Annotated in this window: 14 protein-coding genes and 3 pseudogenes; 11 read left to right on the top strand and 6 right to left on the bottom strand. The window is 68.1% G+C overall.

Annotation, left to right across the window (positions count from 1 at the left end):
• The first annotated feature begins 165 nt into the window (after window positions 1-165).
• On the top strand, window positions 166-861 hold the full coding sequence (locus K228_RS0106435; protein ID WP_029723363.1) for a TetR/AcrR family transcriptional regulator: 696 nt from the start codon (window positions 166-168) through the stop codon (window positions 859-861).
• Window positions 861-2,222 (top strand): alpha/beta hydrolase, encoded by a 1,362-nt coding sequence (locus K228_RS0106430; protein WP_025617371.1) that lies wholly within the window; start codon window positions 861-863, stop codon window positions 2,220-2,222. Before K228_RS0106435 ends, K228_RS0106430 begins: the two co-directional genes overlap by 1 nt.
• Before the next feature lie 70 nt (window positions 2,223-2,292).
• Here K228_RS0106430 and murJ read toward each other — a convergent pair.
• A pseudogene (murJ, locus tag K228_RS25385) lies at window positions 2,293-3,262 on the bottom strand (murein biosynthesis integral membrane protein MurJ); the annotation flags it as partial.
• Between murJ and K228_RS0106420 the strand changes: the two are divergent.
• The 5 genes and pseudogenes from K228_RS0106420 to K228_RS0106400 all read left to right on the top strand — a co-directional run.
• Window positions 3,262-3,726 (top strand): annotated as a pseudogene (locus K228_RS0106420) (cytochrome P450); the annotation flags it as partial. The pseudogenes murJ and K228_RS0106420 overlap by 1 nt on opposite strands.
• Entirely contained in the window at window positions 3,719-5,020 is a 1,302-nt protein-coding gene (locus K228_RS0106415; protein ID WP_025617681.1) for an MFS transporter, read from the top strand. The pseudogene K228_RS0106420 and the gene K228_RS0106415, both read left to right, overlap by 8 nt.
• Before the next feature lie 106 nt (window positions 5,021-5,126).
• Window positions 5,127-5,750: a TetR/AcrR family transcriptional regulator gene (locus tag K228_RS0106410; protein WP_025617680.1), complete on the top strand. Its 624-nt coding sequence runs from the start codon at window positions 5,127-5,129 to the stop codon at window positions 5,748-5,750.
• Window positions 5,747-6,658, top strand: coding sequence for an SDR family oxidoreductase (locus K228_RS0106405; RefSeq protein ID WP_025617679.1), 912 nt, complete (start codon window positions 5,747-5,749; stop codon window positions 6,656-6,658). Before K228_RS0106410 ends, K228_RS0106405 begins: the two co-directional genes overlap by 4 nt.
• A gap of 43 nt (window positions 6,659-6,701) precedes the next feature.
• Window positions 6,702-7,127 (top strand): cupin domain-containing protein, encoded by a 426-nt coding sequence (locus tag K228_RS0106400; protein ID WP_025617678.1) that lies wholly within the window; start codon window positions 6,702-6,704, stop codon window positions 7,125-7,127.
• Between the two features lie 381 nt (window positions 7,128-7,508).
• Here the strand turns inward: K228_RS0106400 and K228_RS0106395 are convergent, their stop codons facing one another.
• Window positions 7,509-7,877, bottom strand: a complete 369-nt coding sequence (locus K228_RS0106395; protein WP_018219758.1) for a VOC family protein — start codon at window positions 7,875-7,877, stop codon at window positions 7,509-7,511.
• A 362-nt stretch (window positions 7,878-8,239) separates the two neighbouring features.
• Between K228_RS0106395 and K228_RS0106385 the strand changes: the two genes are divergently transcribed.
• Window positions 8,240-9,220, top strand: a complete 981-nt coding sequence (locus K228_RS0106385) for an aldo/keto reductase (RefSeq protein ID WP_033776573.1) — start codon at window positions 8,240-8,242, stop codon at window positions 9,218-9,220.
• Between the two features lie 343 nt (window positions 9,221-9,563).
• On the opposite strand, the gene K228_RS0106380 is transcribed toward K228_RS0106385, so the two are convergent.
• The 3 genes and pseudogenes from K228_RS0106380 to K228_RS25380 form a co-directional block, all read right to left on the bottom strand.
• Window positions 9,564-10,955 carry a cellulase family glycosylhydrolase gene (locus tag K228_RS0106380; RefSeq protein WP_025617675.1) on the bottom strand — a complete coding sequence of 464 codons (1,392 nt, stop codon included), beginning with the start codon at window positions 10,953-10,955 and terminating at the stop codon, window positions 9,564-9,566.
• 136 nt (window positions 10,956-11,091) lie between these two features.
• Window positions 11,092-11,598 (bottom strand): hypothetical protein, encoded by a 507-nt coding sequence (locus K228_RS0106375; RefSeq protein WP_025617674.1) that lies wholly within the window; start codon window positions 11,596-11,598, stop codon window positions 11,092-11,094.
• An 8-nt stretch (window positions 11,599-11,606) separates the two neighbouring features.
• Window positions 11,607-12,684: pseudogene (locus K228_RS25380) on the bottom strand (DNA polymerase III subunit beta family protein).
• A 442-nt stretch (window positions 12,685-13,126) separates the two neighbouring features.
• Here K228_RS25380 and K228_RS0106365 point away from each other — a divergent pair.
• Entirely contained in the window at window positions 13,127-13,603 is a 477-nt protein-coding gene (locus K228_RS0106365; protein ID WP_025617673.1) for a helix-turn-helix domain-containing protein, read from the top strand.
• Window positions 13,604-13,614: 11 nt separating this feature from the next.
• Here K228_RS0106365 and K228_RS0106360 read toward each other — a convergent pair whose 3' ends face one another.
• Entirely contained in the window at window positions 13,615-14,229 is a 615-nt protein-coding gene (locus tag K228_RS0106360) for a TetR/AcrR family transcriptional regulator (RefSeq protein ID WP_025617672.1), read from the bottom strand.
• 69 nt (window positions 14,230-14,298) lie between these two features.
• Between K228_RS0106360 and K228_RS0106355 the strand changes: the two genes are divergently transcribed.
• Entirely contained in the window at window positions 14,299-14,868 is a 570-nt protein-coding gene (locus K228_RS0106355; protein ID WP_025617671.1) for a hypothetical protein, read from the top strand.
• Window positions 14,869-14,941: 73 nt separating this feature from the next.
• The gene (locus K228_RS0106350; RefSeq protein WP_050580951.1) at window positions 14,942-16,201 is read left to right on the top strand and encodes a dihydrofolate reductase family protein; all 1,260 of its coding nucleotides are present in this window, start codon (window positions 14,942-14,944) and stop codon (window positions 16,199-16,201) included.
• Window positions 16,202-16,238 lie beyond the last annotated feature (37 nt).

Here is a 16,238-nt window from a genome sequence, read left to right as displayed (position 1 = left end):
AACGCGTCGTGCAGGGCGCGGGCGAAGGCGTCCGGATCTACTTGCAACTCGTCTCGCCATACGTCGAGGCAGCGCTCGCCGCGCATCCGGCTTTCCACCGCAACCTCGAACTACCAGCCAGGCGAGTCGGTTGAGATTCCTCCAGGGATAAGGTAAACCTGAGTCATGTTTAGTTCTGTGGACGGTGCGTCGCCCGGCACCAAACCCGCCACGCAGCGGCGCTCCCGCGAGACCCGGGACAAGCTCATCACCGCACTGGACGAACTGCTGCATGAAGAGAACTTCGACGAGATCAGCGTCGCGCAGATCGCCAACCGGGCCGGTGTGTCCGTGGCGTCGGTCTACCAGCGGTTCGACAATCAGAACGCCTCGGTCGCCATCCTCGTCGCCCTGTACCTGCGCCGGGTTACGCATTGGTGGGACGACTTCTCCCGGGACAACCCCGTGCCGAGCAGCCACACCTCGCTGCGTGAGGCACTCGTCCATGTCGGCCGTGCGGCATGGCGTCAATCCGAGGACCTGCGCTATGTCATGCAGCCGGCCTACCTCCAGTCTCGGTTGCACCCGGACCTGCTCGACGAGCACTGGCGGCACCGGGAGGAGGTTGCCGTGTCCGGCTTTCGCTCACTGCTACAGGGTCACGCCGACGAGATACGCCATTCGGACCTGGCCCGAGCGGCCAGCATGACTGCGTACTTCTTCAACCTGATGTTCCTGGGACGCCTGCTTCACCCAGAGGGGATGTCCGGCTGGAACCTTCCCACCGATGCCGACGAGTTCGCCGAGGAACTCGCCGACTTCGTATGTGGCTACCTCGGTGTCGCCCGCGTCCCGGGCGCGTCGGACCGGCGGAATCGATGATGTGGACCTTTGTCGAACGCGCCACTCTAACTGCTACCGCCCTCACCACGACGCTGATCCTCTTTGCCGCTCCGACGAGCGTGACGCTGCCGGCGATCGTCGCGGTGACCGCACTCAGCATCCTCCGCCTGGTCAACAACAGCGCCCGGTGGCAGATGGCACCGGCCTACCTCGCCGTCGCCTGGCTCTGCGTCGCTGTCGTCACAGAACTGCCCGTTGGCGTACGCATCGTCGGCGGGCTGGTCGCTCTGGCGTTGTCGACAGTGTCTGCCGCGTTGGTAGTCGGCTTTCCCATTCCAAGCCTCCCGCAGCCCGACGGCCCGTTCGGGGTCGGCGTGATCACGACAACGGAGGAGCGTGACGTCAGGACGGCACCACGCATGGGACGCAGGCGACTCTTCGTCACCACGTGGTACCCGGCGGAAGCAAACCTGGCTCAACGACATTCGGAAGGCGAAGCCCTGTGGTCCGAATTCCACGAAGCTCCCGGGATCCCCTCCGGGCTACGGCGGCTCGCCGGCTACCTGAAGCAGGTACGGACGCATGCGATTCGTGGCGCCCACGCCAGCCGACACGCTACTACCGCGCCGGTGGTTCTCTACCAGCCCGGGCTCGTGTCCATCACCGCGGAGAACTCGCTCCTGATGGAATCGTTGGCAAGCCACGGCTATGTCGTGGTGAGTGTCAGGCACATCGATCAGCGTGCCGAGTTGGAGGAAACGGACGCAGCCGTCGCCCCGGCCACAGCCAGCCGGATCCAGGAGATCAACCGCGAGCTGCGGGGTAGGCTCACCCGATCCGAGCGCGCCCGAATCTCTGCGGAGCTCTACCGGTTGAGCACCAGCACAGCTACCGTCGTTGCCCGACGTACCGAAGACTCACAGCATGTGCTTGATCGACTTCCCACCATCCTGGCCACTATTCCCGGGTATCCCACCGACGAACTGGGGTCAGGGCGGCCGATCGCCACAATGGGGCTATCTCTGGGTGGGGCGGTCGCCAGCGAGCTCAGCAAGATCGACAACCGGTGCGCCGCAGCCATCAACATCGATGGCGGGCTCTACAGTGAACGCCCCCACGACCCACTCAGCATTCCATACCTGATGATCTACAGTGAGTTGAACTCGGGTAGCAACGATTTCGCACGGGACACCGCACAGGCCGAGTTCCACGAGATGACAGCACCCGGGACAAAGCACCTGGACTTCCATGACGCTACCGTCGTACTACCAATTCTGCGATGGCTGGGACACCTCGGCGACGCATCCGGTATCGGGATCGTCCGCTGGAAGAATAGTCAGATCCGGCAGTTCCTGGACCGGACGGTTCGGTGCACGACGCCAGACACATCTGCCAGGTGACTCCAGCCCGGGAAGGCTCCTGTGGTGGCGGACCCGGGTGGGTGCGCGGGACAGCCCCAGTTCATCGCGATCAACGAGTGGCCTTCACCGACTCAGACACAGGCCCCAGAGCGGTTGTCACGAGTTGCCGCAGTTCGGTGAGGTGCACCAGGCGGGCCACCACAACGTAGACGGCGCAGCCGATGATGCCCGCCGTGGTCACGGTGATCAGCGCCCCGCTGTTCGGGGAGTCGAACAGTGGGGCGAGGGCATAGACCGTGAGGCCACCACAGCCACCGGAGAGGCCGCCGGCGACCGCTACCCGGGCATGCGTACGAAGTAGCCGGTGCCCGTCGATCCGGCCCAGTCGGCGGCGCAGGAGTAGGGCGGCAGCGGTGAGGCCCGCCGTGTAGGCGACCGCGTACGCGAGGGGAACCCCGACCACGGCGCTGGCGCGGGGTAGTAGCCGCGACGCGGCGAAGCATCCGGCCACGCCGACGGCGGTGACTCCGACGGTGATGACCGCGGGTGTCTTGGTGTCCTGCAGGGCGTAGAACCCGCGTTGCAGAATCATGAAGCCGGTGAACGGCACCAGGGCCACCCCGAAGGCTGCCACCACTGTCCCCAGCAGGGCGATCGCCGACGGTGAACTGCGGCCGTGGGCGAACAACAGCGTGGCGATCTGCGGGCCGAGGACCGTCAGGGCGACCGCGATCGGGGCGACGGCGACGACGGCCAGCCGTACCGCCTGGGACAGGTCCTCGACGATGTGGGCGTGCTGGCGGCCGGCCGCGTGGCGACTGAGCCGGGGCAACATGGCGGTCATCACCGACATGACGATGACCCCGAACGGCATCTGGAACACCGCGAGCGCGGTCTGGAAGACGCTGACCCCGCCCGGTTCGCTGATCGAGGCGACCCGGGTGGCCACCGCGAGCAGGATCTGCGCGGCGACGACCGACACGAGGACCCAGCCGCCGAGCCGGCCGATTCGTCGGATCCCGATACCCCGTGGGTTGAGCCGGGGGGCGAAGGGTGAAGCCGCTGCGTGCCAGCGCCCACCGCCACCCTCGCCCTGATGCGCAACCCCGACCAGCACCGGTGGCTGCTGGCAAACCAGCACGCGCTGCCGGAGGCGATAGATGAGTTCCTCCGCTACGAGTCCCCGGTCGCCATGGCAACGCTACGGTTCACCACCACGCCCGTCGCTGTTGACGATGTCGTGATTCCCGCCGGTGAGCTGGTGCTGGTGTCGCTCGGCGGCGCCAATCGGGACCCCGACCGGTTCCCGGACGCCGACCGTTTGATCCTCGACCGGCGCGACACCGGACATCTCGCCTTCGGCCACGGCCTGCACCGCTGCCTCGGCGCGTTTCTCGGAAAACTCGAAGGTGAGGTGGCTCTCGGTGCCCTACTGAGGCAGCACCCGAGGCTGGCGCTCGCCGCGGAGGTGCGTCAGCTCCGGTGGCGAGACACGATCATGTTGCGTGGACTGGAGTCACTTCCGGTATCCCTCCATGGCTGAGGCTACGACGGCGGCCACCTCCATCACTCGCCGGTTCCGGCCGCAGCTCAGCTTCGCTCCCCTGCGCACCCGCGGCTACCGGCTGCTGTTCGCGGCCGAATTGATCTCTGTCTTTGGTGATGCCTTTCACACGGTGGCGCTTCCGTTTCTGGTCTACCAGTTCGGCGGCGGCGCGCGCGATCTCGGCCTACTGGTGGCCGGCTACGGGCTGTGCCGGCTGGTGACGACACCGCTGGGCGGGGTCTTCTCCGACCGGATCGGCCCGTGGCCGGTGATGCTGATCTCTGACCTGATTCGGGTGCTGTTCACCGCCGGCATCGTCGTGGTCGCCGTGACCGGAGCTGGCGGCATGGTCGCCGTAGCGGTGTTGGTGGCCGGCACCGGACTCGGCGCCGGGCTGTTCCAGCCCGCTGCCTACGCGATCACCCCGCGGCTGCTGCCCGCCGAGCAGTTGCAGGCTGGCAACGGATTGCACAGCACCGCCACGTTCGCGGCCGGAATGATCGGTCCGGGTGCGGCCGGGCTCGTGGTGATCGCCCTCTCGCCAGCGGTGGCGTTCGGTGTGGACGCCGTGACCTTCGCCGTTTCGGCGGCCTGCCTGGCGATGATCGGCGGTGTGGGGCGCGCTGCGGCGATGCCGGTGGCGGCCGCCACTGGTGGCGGCGCGGCACCGACGCCGGAGCCGGCCGACGGGACGCCGCCGGCCGGTCCAGAGATCGGGTTCTGGCAGCTGCTTCGTGAGTCAGCGCTGTTGCGTACCGTGCTGCTGGTCACCGCGACCGCCAACCTCACCGTCGGCGGAATGGTCCGGGTCGGTCTACCGTCGCTGAACAACGACGATTTCGCCGCTGGTGCCGGTGGGCTGGGCGGTCTGCTCGCCGCCTTCACGGCCGGCTCGCTGGTGGGTGGGCTCTGCTCCGCCGGTGTGGCGGGGCTGCCCCGACGCGGATCGACGGCGATGATCTCGGGCCTGGTGTTGGGTGTCGCTGTCGCGTTGGTGCCCTTCGCCGGCTATCTCGGCGCCGTGGTCGCGCTGTCGGTGGCCGGCCTCGCCAGCACCGTCACGAATGTACTGGTGATCACGATCGTGCAGCAGAGCACCGCGCCGCACCTACTTGGCCGGGTGATGAGCGCGATCGTCTTCGCCGCGTTGAGTCTGTTTCCGCTCTCCACGATCGCCGCCGGTCTGGTGGCCGAAGCCTACGGCAGCACGGCGATCTTCCTCGCCACCGCGGCAGCGCTGTTGGCCGCGTTCGGCTACGGCTGCGCCCGCCGCGAACTACGGCAACGGTAACGGTGGATCGGCCCTGACCAGCGGACGTGGGCACGGGTAGCGGCGGGATTTGCCCGGGGCGACCCCCACCTGATTTAATAAATGAACGGCCATTTATTAATGTGAGGTGATGCCGGTGGGACGTCCGCGCGGAGTTGACGACGTGGTGATCCTGCGTGCGACGACGCACGTCATGGGTCAGGTGGGCCCGGCGGGTCTCACGTTGGCCGCCGTGGCACGCGCGGTCGGGCTGGCACCGGCAACCCTGACGCAACGCTTCGGCTCCAAACATGGCCTACTCCTCGCCCTCGCCAACCAGACGGAGAAGGACATCAGCGAGCTGGTTGGGCGAGTGCGTCGCACGCACGACTCGGCGCTCGGGGCCCTGACGACGCTGATGGTGCGGTCCGTGGCGGCGCTGAGCACCCCGGAGAGCTACGCCAATCACCTGGCGTTCCTGTGTATGGACCTCGGTGATCCGCAGCTCTACGAACGCGCCCTGACCATTCACCACACCCAGCAGCGAATGATCGAGCAGCTACTCACCGAGGCAGCGGACACCGGCGAACTCCGCACCGACAGTAGCCCCGCGGCGCTGGCCCGCACGGTGCAGGCGGTCACCGCCGGCGCCGGCCTGAACTGGGCGCTGGAGCGCGAAGGCCGCCTCGAACAGCGGCTTCGGCAGGAGCTCGACGCCGTGCTGGCGCCCCACCTGCCGCCGCACGTCAACCCTGATCTGGAGGAGTCATGACCATTGACGCACGCCCGCTGGCCGGAAAGGTCGCCCTGGTCGCCGGCGGCACCCGCGGTGGCGGACGGGGCATCGCCGTCGAACTCGGCGCCGCCGGTGCGACGGTGTACGTCACCGGACGAAGCAGCGCCGGCGAACGCTCCGACCTCGCCCGGCCGGAGACCATCGAACAGACCGCCGGGCGCGTCACCGCCGCCGGCGGACTGGGTATCGCCGTTCGCACCGACCACAGCCGTCCCGGCGAGGTCCAGGCGCTCATCCACCAGGTCACCGCCGAGCAGGACGGCCAACTCGACATCCTGGTCAACTCGGTGTGGGGCGGCGATCCGCTCACCGACTGGGAGCATCCACTGTGGGAACAGGAGCTCGATACCGGTCTGCGGTTGCTGCGGCAGGCGGTGGAGACCCACATCATCACCAGCCGGTACGCGCTCCCCCTCCTGGTCACCCGCCGCAGCGGCCTGGTGGTGGAGGTGACCGACGGCAACACCGCCCGCTACCGCGGCAGCCTCTTCTACGATCTGGCGAAATCCGCGGTCATCCGCCTCGCCGTCGCCCAGGCGGCCGAGCTCAAGCCCCACGGCGTGGCGGCCGTAGCCATCACGCCGGGCTTTCTCCGTTCGGAGGCCGTGCTGGAACACTTCGGTGTCACCGAGGCCAACTGGCGCGACGGGGTGGCCCAGGACCCCAACTTCGCCCACTCCGAAACCCCGGCCTACCTCGGTCGGGCTGTCGCCGCGCTGGCCGCGGACCCCAACGTCCTGGCCAAGACCGGACGCGCCCTGGCCACCTGGGGCCTCTACCAGGAGTACGGCTTCACCGACGTTGACGGCAGCCAACCGGACTTCGCCGCCCACTGGGCCGAAAACCTGGCCGAAGAGTACGGGCCCCTCGGGGAGCCACTCTGACCCGAGGCCGCTGCCGCCGCAGGCGCGCCTTGGCGGCAGCGGCATGGTGTTCGGCCGTAGCGGGTATGGGCAGGGCATGATTGATAACACGATCGTGACGGTGGCTGAGACGAATTCGGACTTCCGAAGGGTGCTGTGGACCGGTAAGCACCTCCAACTGGTGGTCATGACGATCCCACCCGGGGGTGAGATCGGCGACGAGGTGCACGAGCATGCGGACCAGATTCTGACCTTCGTCAGCGGCGCCGGCGAAGCTCGGGTTGCCGGCGAAAGGCGCGAAATCCAGCGGAGCAGTCAGATCGTGGTGCCGGCCGGCACCAGGCACAACTTTGTTAATACCGGGCCGAACCCGTTGGTGCTCTACACGATCTACAGCCCACCGCAGCACGCCGACCAGGCGGTGCACCGCACCAAGGAGGAGGCCGACGCGGCCGAGACCGCGGGCGCGGCCGAGCCGCCGACCGGCTGAGCTCCGGCGGGTTCGCGGCCCCAACGACGACGATCCGCCAGCCGGACGGGCCCAGGGGACGCCACCGCTACTCGCGTGCCCGCATACGCCACCCGGGCGTCCCGCGCCGAGACGACTTCTGCCTGCCAGCCCACGTTCCTCGCCAGCACAGCACTGCCCCGATCTTGGTCCGTGGCATCAGGACTGTCAGCTGAGGGGCCACCCCCGATGTCGCCATGGGGTGCGGCGGCGGGTCAGCAGGACGCGTTCAGAAAGCAGTTCGCGTACATCGTCCGCATCGTTGTTCGAAGCCTCCGGCACCGGTGTCTCCCCACAACCCCGGAAGACGCCGAGGTGTCGAGGTGCCCGCCGAGCGTGTGCCAGGCGTAGCCGGGGCGGCGATCATTCCGGCTCATGGCAGACCGCCTCGACGTTGTTGCCATCCGGGTCGCGGACGAAAGCACCGAAGTAGTTCGGGTGGTATTCCGGCCAGATTCTGGGGGCATGCAGCACCTCCGCCCCGGCCGCCACCGCGGCGTCGTGGAACGCCCGCACGGTAGCCCGGTCAGCCGCGGTGAAGGCGATGTGCACCTCGGCTCCCTCGTCCGCGCCACGCAGCGGATAGAGCCAGAAGTCAGGAGTGTCGGTGCCATAGCCGACCTGGGTCGGGGACTCCAACAGGCGACGCCCCCCAAGGGTGGTCAGGACGGCATCGTAGAAGACACGGCTGGCGTCGAAGTCACGCACGTGGACGGCAATGTGGTTGAGCACCGTAACTCCTCGAGGGAAACCGGCCATCGGGAAACCGGGCCGGGTCACCGGGTTTGACGAATCCCAGGCTAGGAAGGGGGTACGACGCTCCCACCGCCGCGCGACAGTGACAGCCACCCCGCGCACGGTGTGATCCGGACACGTTGCGAACCAGGTACCGGAATCTGCCAGCGGTGGCGCGAGACGAGGTCAGCCGGTTGGCCGTACCAGAGCAGGCGCGGCGCCCGGCCCGTCGAGCGGGGGCACCTCGGAGACACCAGACCGAGAGAGCTTCAGGTGACGGAGGTCCCAGGCATTGCGTGCTACCACACACCTGCCCGTAGGGTCACGGTGATCTCGTTGTCGCATGGGGGGCAAACCGAGTGCAGTACGTACGTTTGGGCAGGACAGGGCTGAAGGTCTCGCGGATCTGTCTGGGAATGATGAGCTACGGCGATCGCGGCAAGAGCGATGGGTGGGTGCTCAGCGAGAACACCGCCGAACCTCTCGTCCGGCGGGCGGTGGATGCCGGAGTCACCTTCTTCGACACCGCCGACATGTACTCGTCAGGGACGAGTGAGGAGGTCACCGGCCGTCTGCTGGGCAAGATCTTCTCGCGGCGGGACGACTACGTCCTTGCCACCAAGGTCTTCTTCCCGATGGGCAGTGGGCCCAACGACGGTGGGCTGTCCCGCAAGCGCATTCACACTGCCATTGACGAGTCGCTGCGCCGGCTCGGCACCGATCATGTGGACCTCTACCAGATCCACCGCTGGGACGACCAGACACCGATCGAGGAAACGATGGAGGCCCTGCACGAGGTGGTGCGCGCCGGAAAGGCCCGGTACCTCGGTGCCTCCAGCATGGCCGCCTGGCAGTTCGCCAAGGCGCAACACGCTGCCGACATGTCCGGGTGGACTCGGTTTGTTTCCATGCAGAATCACTACAACCTGCTCTACCGAGAAGAAGAACGGGAGATGATCCCGCTCTGCCGCGACCAGGGAGTCGGCGTCATCCCGTGGAGCCCGCTGGCCCGTGGACTGGTCGCCCGCGCCGGAACGACCGAGGCAACAACCACCGCTCGTGCGTCCGGCGGCGACGCCGACCGCCGGGAGGCGCTGTACGGGCGCGGCGATGAGCGGATCCTGCACCGGGTGGCCCAAGTCGCCAACGAGTGCGCTCTCCCACCAGCGCAGGTCGGTCTCGCCTGGCTGCTGGGTAAGTCTGGGGTGACCGCCCCCATCGTCGGGGCCACCAAGGAACGGCACATTGATGATGCGGTTGCGGCGGTGGACGTTTCGCTGACCGAGAAGCAGATGCAATACCTCGAAGAGCCCTACCAGTCGCAGGCCATCCGCATGTGAACGTGCCGTGGCGAGTCCTGCAGTTCGGCCAGGTCGGCCCAGGCGGCTGGCAGAGTCACCGATTCGTTGTAGCGGGACGGCTACTTGGTCGGACCGGGTTGGGCAGGAACTCGCGGTGGTCCGCGGCGAGATCGCTCGTCGGTGCCCGCCCGCTGTTGCCCGCTACGCCAGCGGCTACGGCACGCGCTGACGACAGCACGGGGCCTGGAGCAGGTGAACCGAGAGCCCCGGAGGTGACTGTCCCGTACGTGGTGGGCATTCCTGCGGCGCGCGCCGGTACGGAAACCGCCACCCGGCGGCTGATCGACCGGGGCGGCGGTTTGTGATCCGGGTGGAGGGGCGGTCAGAAGTCGTCAGCGGTACGCATGCGGTCACGGATCCAACCGCCGGCCGGCTTGAGCGGGCCGGTGCCGCCGAAGTCGCCACTGGCACACGTTCCCGTGGTGAAGACCGCGCCGGAGCGGAAGTCGTCGGAGTAGTTCCAGTTGACCCAACTGATCTTCTTGCTCGCCATCAGGTCGAGGTAGCGTTGGGACATGGTGAAGTCGTTCGGACCGTCGCCGGTGTACTGCTGGGTGCCGAACTCGGTCACGAAGATCGGAATCTGGTCGGCCGCCGCCGCCAGGGTGTTGTAGTACAGGTCGCGGTGCGATGCCGCGTAGAAGTGGAAGACGTACATCAGGTTGCTGGCCGCCACCGGGTTGGCGGTGATGGCGTCCACGCCGCCGCCGCTTCCGGAGACCCCGAGCGACGACCAGTCGGGAGTGCCGACCAGCACCACAGCCTCCGGGTCCCGCTCTCGGATCACCGGGATGACCTGGTCGGCGTAGCTCTTGACCGCGCCCCAGTTGACCCCGTTCGGCTCGTTCGCGATCTCGTAGAGGACGTTCACCTTGTCCCGGTGCCGGTCGGCGATCTCGGCGAAGAAGGTCTGCGCGCGCGACAGGTTGTAGTTGGGGTCGCCCGGCGTGAGCATGTGCCAGTCGACGATCGCGTAGAGGCCGCGAGCGGTAGCCATCTCGATGTACTCATGGACCAGGTCGGTGAAGCCACGCGGGTCGGTCTCGTAGCCACCTTCCTGGATGTACATCGAGATCCGCAGGACGTCGGCGCCCCACTGGTGGGCGAGGACGTCAAGGGAGGCGTTGGTCGCGCAGTTGGCGTACCACTGCAGACCGTGCGTGCTCATGCCCCGCAGTTGGATCGCCTTGCCGTTGTCGTTACAGAGCTGTTCACCACAGACCCGCAGCTGTCCGTTCGCCGCGACCGGCGTGCTACCAGGAGGTGCGGTGGTCGGTGACGGTGAGGGTGGACTGGTCGTCGGAGGAGCTGTCGGCTGGCACGGCTGGCCGTTGAGTCGACAGCCGCTCGGATGGCCGGAGCCGGAGCCGAGGAAGCCGAACGTCACCGAGGCGCCCGGTGCGACCGTGCCGTTCCAGTGCTGGTTGGTGAAACGGTAGCGCTGCCCGTCGCGGTCCATCAGCGCGTTCCAGTACGTGCCGATGCTGGTGCCCGCCGGCAGGTCGAAGTCGACCTGCCAGGAGGTCAGCGTGCTGCTTCCCCCGTTGGTGATGGTGTATCGGCCTTCCCAGCCACTACCCCAGTCGGAAACCTTGACGAACGTCGCGGTCGGCGCGGCCGCCGCGGTGGCGGTGGCGGTGGTGGCCACCATGGCCGCCGCGGCCACGACCGCGAAGACGCCGGCCAGGGCCACAGTCCTCATGCCCAGCTTCATCGGTCCTCCTAGAGACATCGCCCGATCAGCTCGGCCGTGGCTGGTGTCGGAACAGGGACTCCACGTGGCACGCTTTGTTAATGTACTTAACTGTATCGTGACCTGTCTATAACAATATTGACCTGGATCTGCCTGGCTATCCTCCTGACGGAGGGGAGTCGAGGCGCTGGGTCGAACCCGTCGCCAAAGCTTCCGAAACGTGCTGGAAACTGCTGCGGATCATGCCGCCGTACTGGTCGTCGGGGAGGTGCGGAACCAGACTCCGGGCCTGAGCCAGATGTTCGCGCGCTCGAGCGGGGTCACCCAGACGCCGATGATCATCAGCGAGGTTGAGGTGCAGTGAGGGCAGGAGAAGCCGCACCTGCCACGCGCTTTCGTACCGCTGGGCACGTTCGTCGGTGAGGTCGTCGGCGGCGACCAGGGCGCGCTCGTCCCATTCGAGTTCAGCCTGGGTGGTGTCCTGCAGATCGGCCAGGTGGTGGGCGAGGGTGCACCGGTGCAGCGCATCGCCGGTGGCGCTGATCTGCTCCCAGAGCGCGGTGAGAGCCTCGCGGGCCTGAACCCGCTGCCCGGAGCGGCCGAGTTCCACCGCGGTAACGATGCTCGCCATCGTCTCGTCGGGCGTGGTTCGCGTCTGTTCCACGGTTCTCCTCAGGTTTCGGATTGTGGGCTGGCCTTCACCGGCATCACCACGGTGGTGATATCGCCGTCATCGGCGCAGCGAACAAAAACGGGTAAGTGGGATTGGCTGATCTGCAGCATCACGTCCGGCCCGATGCTGGCTGCTGCCAGCGCCGGGTACAGCGTGGCGGAGCGGAAGCTGATCGTCACCGGCGCACCGGTGACGTCGGCGGGAACCGCTCTCGGCGTCGCCTGACACGACGACGTCACGGTCAGATCGCCGTTCACCACACAGTCGAGGCGCGCCGAGGGATCGTCTGCGATGGCCGCCAGCAGCAGATCCCTCGGCGCGACCACCTGGGTCCGCACCTCGGGCAGTCCGTCGAGGACAATCCGGTACGCGGGGAAGGCTTTCGCGACTGTCGGTAGCCGTCGGTGACCACCGGGCCCGGTGAGATGGACGCACGAATCTGCGTACCCGATCTGCAGGTGCTCCTGGTTGCCGATCCACGGTCGCGCCCCGTCCAGCTGGACTGCGTCAACAACGGCCGCCCCCCGGCACCTGCCGCCGGTCGGCCGGCAGCGACCGGACCGTGAGCCGATACCGGTCGGTCGCCACCAACCGCAGCTCATCTGGGGCCGCCTCGATCAGGATCCCGCCGAGCGCGGGGATGCCGGCGCTGGGGTCCGCGGCCGACGCCACCTGCCCGATCGCCTCGGCAAGTAGCTGCCCGGACCAGGCCAGCACGGCGTCTTCTCGGTCTCGGATCAGCGTCAGCGCGGCGGTGAGGGTGACCCGGGCGTCCTCGACGGCGCGTTCCATCGAGCTCAGATGAGCCGCCAATAGCTGCTCGGCCACCCCGGCGGGGCCTGCGAGCACCCGCCGCACCTCACCCAGCGGCAGCCCCACCTTCCGTAGTTGCCGGATCAGGGCGACCTCGTCGAGCTGATCCGGCGAGTAGTACCGGTATCTGGTGACCGGCTCGACCGCACGGGGTCGCACGAGCCCGCAGTCGTCGTAGAAGCGCAGGGCGCTGGTGCTGACCTTCGCAGTCCGCGCGAAGACTCCGATCGTCATCCGATCGTCATGTTCTGCCACGCCGACCATCCTGAGCCTTCAACCAACTTGAAGGTCAACAGCCAGCAGGGGACGGCCAAGGCGGGCTAGTGCCGGCAAACCAGGCGAGGGTGGCGCTGCGGGGCCAGACCACGGACACCCACCCCGGACAACGTGAGCCGATGCGGCACGACCCGCGCCGGAGCAGACGCGGGCCAGTCCCCCGTTACCGTCACGATCCCATCGCTGACCAGGGGTGGGGACCAGTTGCCGGTGGGCCGGTCAATCGGTTGCCGGCCGAAGGGCCGGCAATGCTTGGCGCGGACCGCCACCGGACGGACAGCTGACAATCTACATCAGTTGTCACCTACTATGTGCCTGTCCACATGAGTGGACCGGCATGAGGATAGCCATCACGCACGGAGTGTTGTCAACTGGTGACGACGGTGAACTCTGCGTTACTCGCCTCAGGAGACGGAGCTGGAGGTGCCCCATGACCGACGACACCCCTCGGAGGCTGGGCAGCACCGAGCGGTCCCTAGCCGACAAACTCAACCACCTGTACCAGCACCGGCTGCCGCCCGGCCGCAAGAAGCCCTACACCGACCGGGAGGTGGCCGAGGCCGTACGACGCACGGGCGGGGACGTCTCGGCCAGCTACCTACACGCGCTGCGTACCGGGAAGCGAACAAACCCGACTAAGCAGCACATGGAGGCGTTGGCAGCGTTCTTCGGTGTTCCCGCCGCGTACTTTCTCGACGGCGACACCGGCCACATCGACGCCGAGCTCCGGCAACTCCAGGAGTTACGTGACCTCAACGAGGCGCTGCAGACCCCCGGCGTCCGCGCCGTGGCGCTCAAGGCGCGGGGGCTGTCCGAGGCCAACCGGGCCAACCTCGACGCCATCCTGGATCATGTCCTGTCCCTGGAGCAAAGCGCCGGGCGCGGGCGGACACACCCCGAAACGTGACGGGCTCCCGGCTACCGGGTCGCCTCCTCGTCCTGGGCGCCCGCCAGGCGGTCGAGATGCTCGGCGAGCAACACGCGGAGGCGGTCAGGCGGCATGAGCTCGGCACGTACCAGCGCGTGCAGGGTGAGCCCGTCGAGCAGGGCATGCAGTCGGGCCTTCTCCGCGCCGAGGTCAGCACCCCGAGTCACCAGCCCGGCCGCCGCGAGGGCGTCGACAGCGATGTCGACCACCCGCCGGACGCCGTCGTCGGCCTCGCTGAGGCGCGCCTGGGCGGCCGGATCAACCTGGGCGTGCAAGGTCAGCCACAGCCACACCTCAGCCGCTCTGCGGCGCTGCCGATCCAGCGGCAGGAACTCCTCCAGCACCCGCTGAGTGGTCTCGCGGGGCGGGCCGTCCCAGCTTTCCGTAGCGAAGCGTTCGGTGGCCTTCGCCAGCACATACTCCATGGCGAAGATCAACAATTCGGCCTGGGTGGCGAAGTAGTGTCGTAGCGCGCTGGGTGACCAGCCGGCCTCGGCAGCGATGCTTCGCACCGTGGCCGCGGCGACGCCATCGCGATAGACGACGCGCCACATCGCCTCGGCCAACTCGGCGCGGCGCGCGTCGTGGTCGACGATCTTCGGCACGGCTCCTCCGGTGGTCGATGACATCCCCTGCTACTGTGATGGTACAGCGTACTAAAAAGGGGGTCCGGGGTGCTTGTCGCGGTAATCGTCGCCTGCGAGGTGGCCTTCTGGCTGCTACTCATGGCCGGACTACTGGCCCGATACCCGCTGCGCCTTCCCCGCGTCGGCGCCGTCCTACTCCTGGCGGTCCCGACAGTCGACCTCGTCCTGCTCGCCGCCACGACGATCGACCTACGCCGCGGCGGGACCGCCACCGCCGCGCACGGCCTCGCCGCGGCGTACCTCGGCTTCTCGGTGGCGTTCGGTCACCGCATGGTCCGCTGGGCCGACGTGCGCTTCGCGCACCGTTTCGCGGGCGGGCCGCCGCCGCCGCGGGCACCACGGTACGGACTGGAGCGCACCCGACACGAGTGGCGCGAGTGGGGCCGGGGCCTGATCGGCTGGGCCGTTGCCTGCGCTCTCCTGCTTGCTGGTATCGCCTTCGTCGGTGACGCCGATCGGACCCAGGAGCTCTGGGGGTGGATCGGGCGGCTCAGCCTGGCGATGGCGATCTGGCTCGTCTTCTGGCCGCTCGCGTATACCGTGTTTCCCAAACGGGAACCACGGCGCCCCGCCAGCGCTGCGGGCCCAACCGGGTGAGTCCTCAGCCGGGGCAGCTCCGGTGTTGGTCAGGCCAGACCAGCACGCCACCATCAGCGCGAAACGGTCAGGTATGACATCAGCTCCCCCGAATACGAGCAGTTCGATCTTGTCTGTGCTGGAAGAACTCAGCGTCACCTGGCGCTGGGGTGGCCCACCGACGCTGCTCACGATCAGCCATCGGCCACCGAAGCCGGCCGTGCCCGCCATCCTCGCCAGCGGCGTCGATGGGCACACCCCGCTCGACCTCCTGGCACACTGGATCGACCAGTGTCGCCGCCATCGCGGCATCGCCAACACGCAGCGGGACCTCGGTGTGGACGCGGTCGCCGTCTCGGGTGAGATCGACGGCCAGCACATTGGCTACGCCATGGACCGCAACGGCCGGGAGTACCTGGTGCGGGGCCAACGACACGGTGCCGAACGGCGTTGCACCAGCGGCACGGATGCCGCGGCGCGCACCCGCCTTCCTGGTCTTCTCACCGAACGGCTCGCCGAGTTGGTCTGGCGGCTGGCGGGCCCGCCGCCGCCCGCCGCCGGTTCTCGGATCCGCGACATGTGGCCCACCGCCGGACTGATCGACCTGGACGAAGACGAACTTCACGAACGCTACGCACTGCCCTCCCCCACCGGAGATCACGTACGCCTGGTCACGGTGTCGAGTATCGACGGTCTCGCCGCGGTGAACGGCGCCAGCACCGCGTTGACCAGCAGCGGTGACCAGCGGGTCTATCGCCTGGTCAAACGAGACGCCGACCTGCTGCTGCTGGGCGCGGGCACGATCCGCGCCGAGCAGTACGGGCAGACCGCCCTGTCGGCTCCCGAGATCGCCCGTCGACGGGCCAACGGCCTACCGCCCTATCCGGCCGTCGCGGTTGTTACCCGCAGTCTCGATCTCGACCTGAGTGGCCCGTTGTTCCAGCGCAGCATCGGAGGTCACCGCCAGTCCCGGCCGATCCTGATCGTCCCCGCCGCTGCGGCGGCCAAGAGCAGGGCGGCGGTGGCCGAAGCCGCCGAGCTGCTGGTCGCCGGCGACCAGGACGTCGACCTCAACCAGGCGGTCCAGATGCTGCGACAGCGGGGGCACCGACGCATCGTCTGCGAAGGCGGCCCCTCACTGGCCGGCCAGCTGGCCCGGGCGGACCTGCTCGACGAGGTCTGCGTGACGATCACCCCGCAGCTGCTGGCGGTGGCGGGCCCACGGATCACCGCCGGCCCGGCCGGACTACCCGCGGGCGGGCAGTGGCAGCTCCACCGCTCCCTCCTCGACGAGCAGGGCAACCTGTTCCTCCGCTACACCCGCCCCGGCCCGTCGGACCGACAGGTCGGGTAGCGACAACTCCAGGCATCATGGCCGCCGACGGCCTCCG

This window comes from Salinispora cortesiana (assembly GCF_000484695.1).
Classification (GTDB): domain Bacteria; phylum Actinomycetota; class Actinomycetes; order Mycobacteriales; family Micromonosporaceae; genus Micromonospora; species Micromonospora cortesiana.
Note: the sequence above shows the minus strand (reverse complement) of the source record. Positions and strands in the feature narration are given on the sequence as shown.

What these genes read in the sequence shown, in the direction of transcription:
- K228_RS0106435 (WP_029723363.1), top strand. Translation starts at nt 166, where the DNA reads ATGTTTAGTTCTGTGGACGGTGCGTCGCCCGGCACCAAACCCGCCACG.
- K228_RS0106430 (WP_025617371.1), top strand. Translation starts at nt 861, where the DNA reads ATGTGGACCTTTGTCGAACGCGCCACTCTAACTGCTACCGCCCTCACC.
- K228_RS0106415 (WP_025617681.1), top strand. Translation starts at nt 3,719, where the DNA reads ATGGCTGAGGCTACGACGGCGGCCACCTCCATCACTCGCCGGTTCCGG.
- K228_RS0106405 (WP_025617679.1), top strand. Translation starts at nt 5,747, where the DNA reads ATGACCATTGACGCACGCCCGCTGGCCGGAAAGGTCGCCCTGGTCGCC.
- K228_RS0106400 (WP_025617678.1), top strand. Translation starts at nt 6,702, where the DNA reads ATGGTGTTCGGCCGTAGCGGGTATGGGCAGGGCATGATTGATAACACG.
- K228_RS0106380 (WP_025617675.1), bottom strand. Translation starts at nt 10,955, where the DNA reads ATGAAGCTGGGCATGAGGACTGTGGCCCTGGCCGGCGTCTTCGCGGTC.
- K228_RS0106365 (WP_025617673.1), top strand. Translation starts at nt 13,127, where the DNA reads ATGACCGACGACACCCCTCGGAGGCTGGGCAGCACCGAGCGGTCCCTA.
- K228_RS0106350 (WP_050580951.1), top strand. Translation starts at nt 14,942, where the DNA reads ATGACATCAGCTCCCCCGAATACGAGCAGTTCGATCTTGTCTGTGCTG.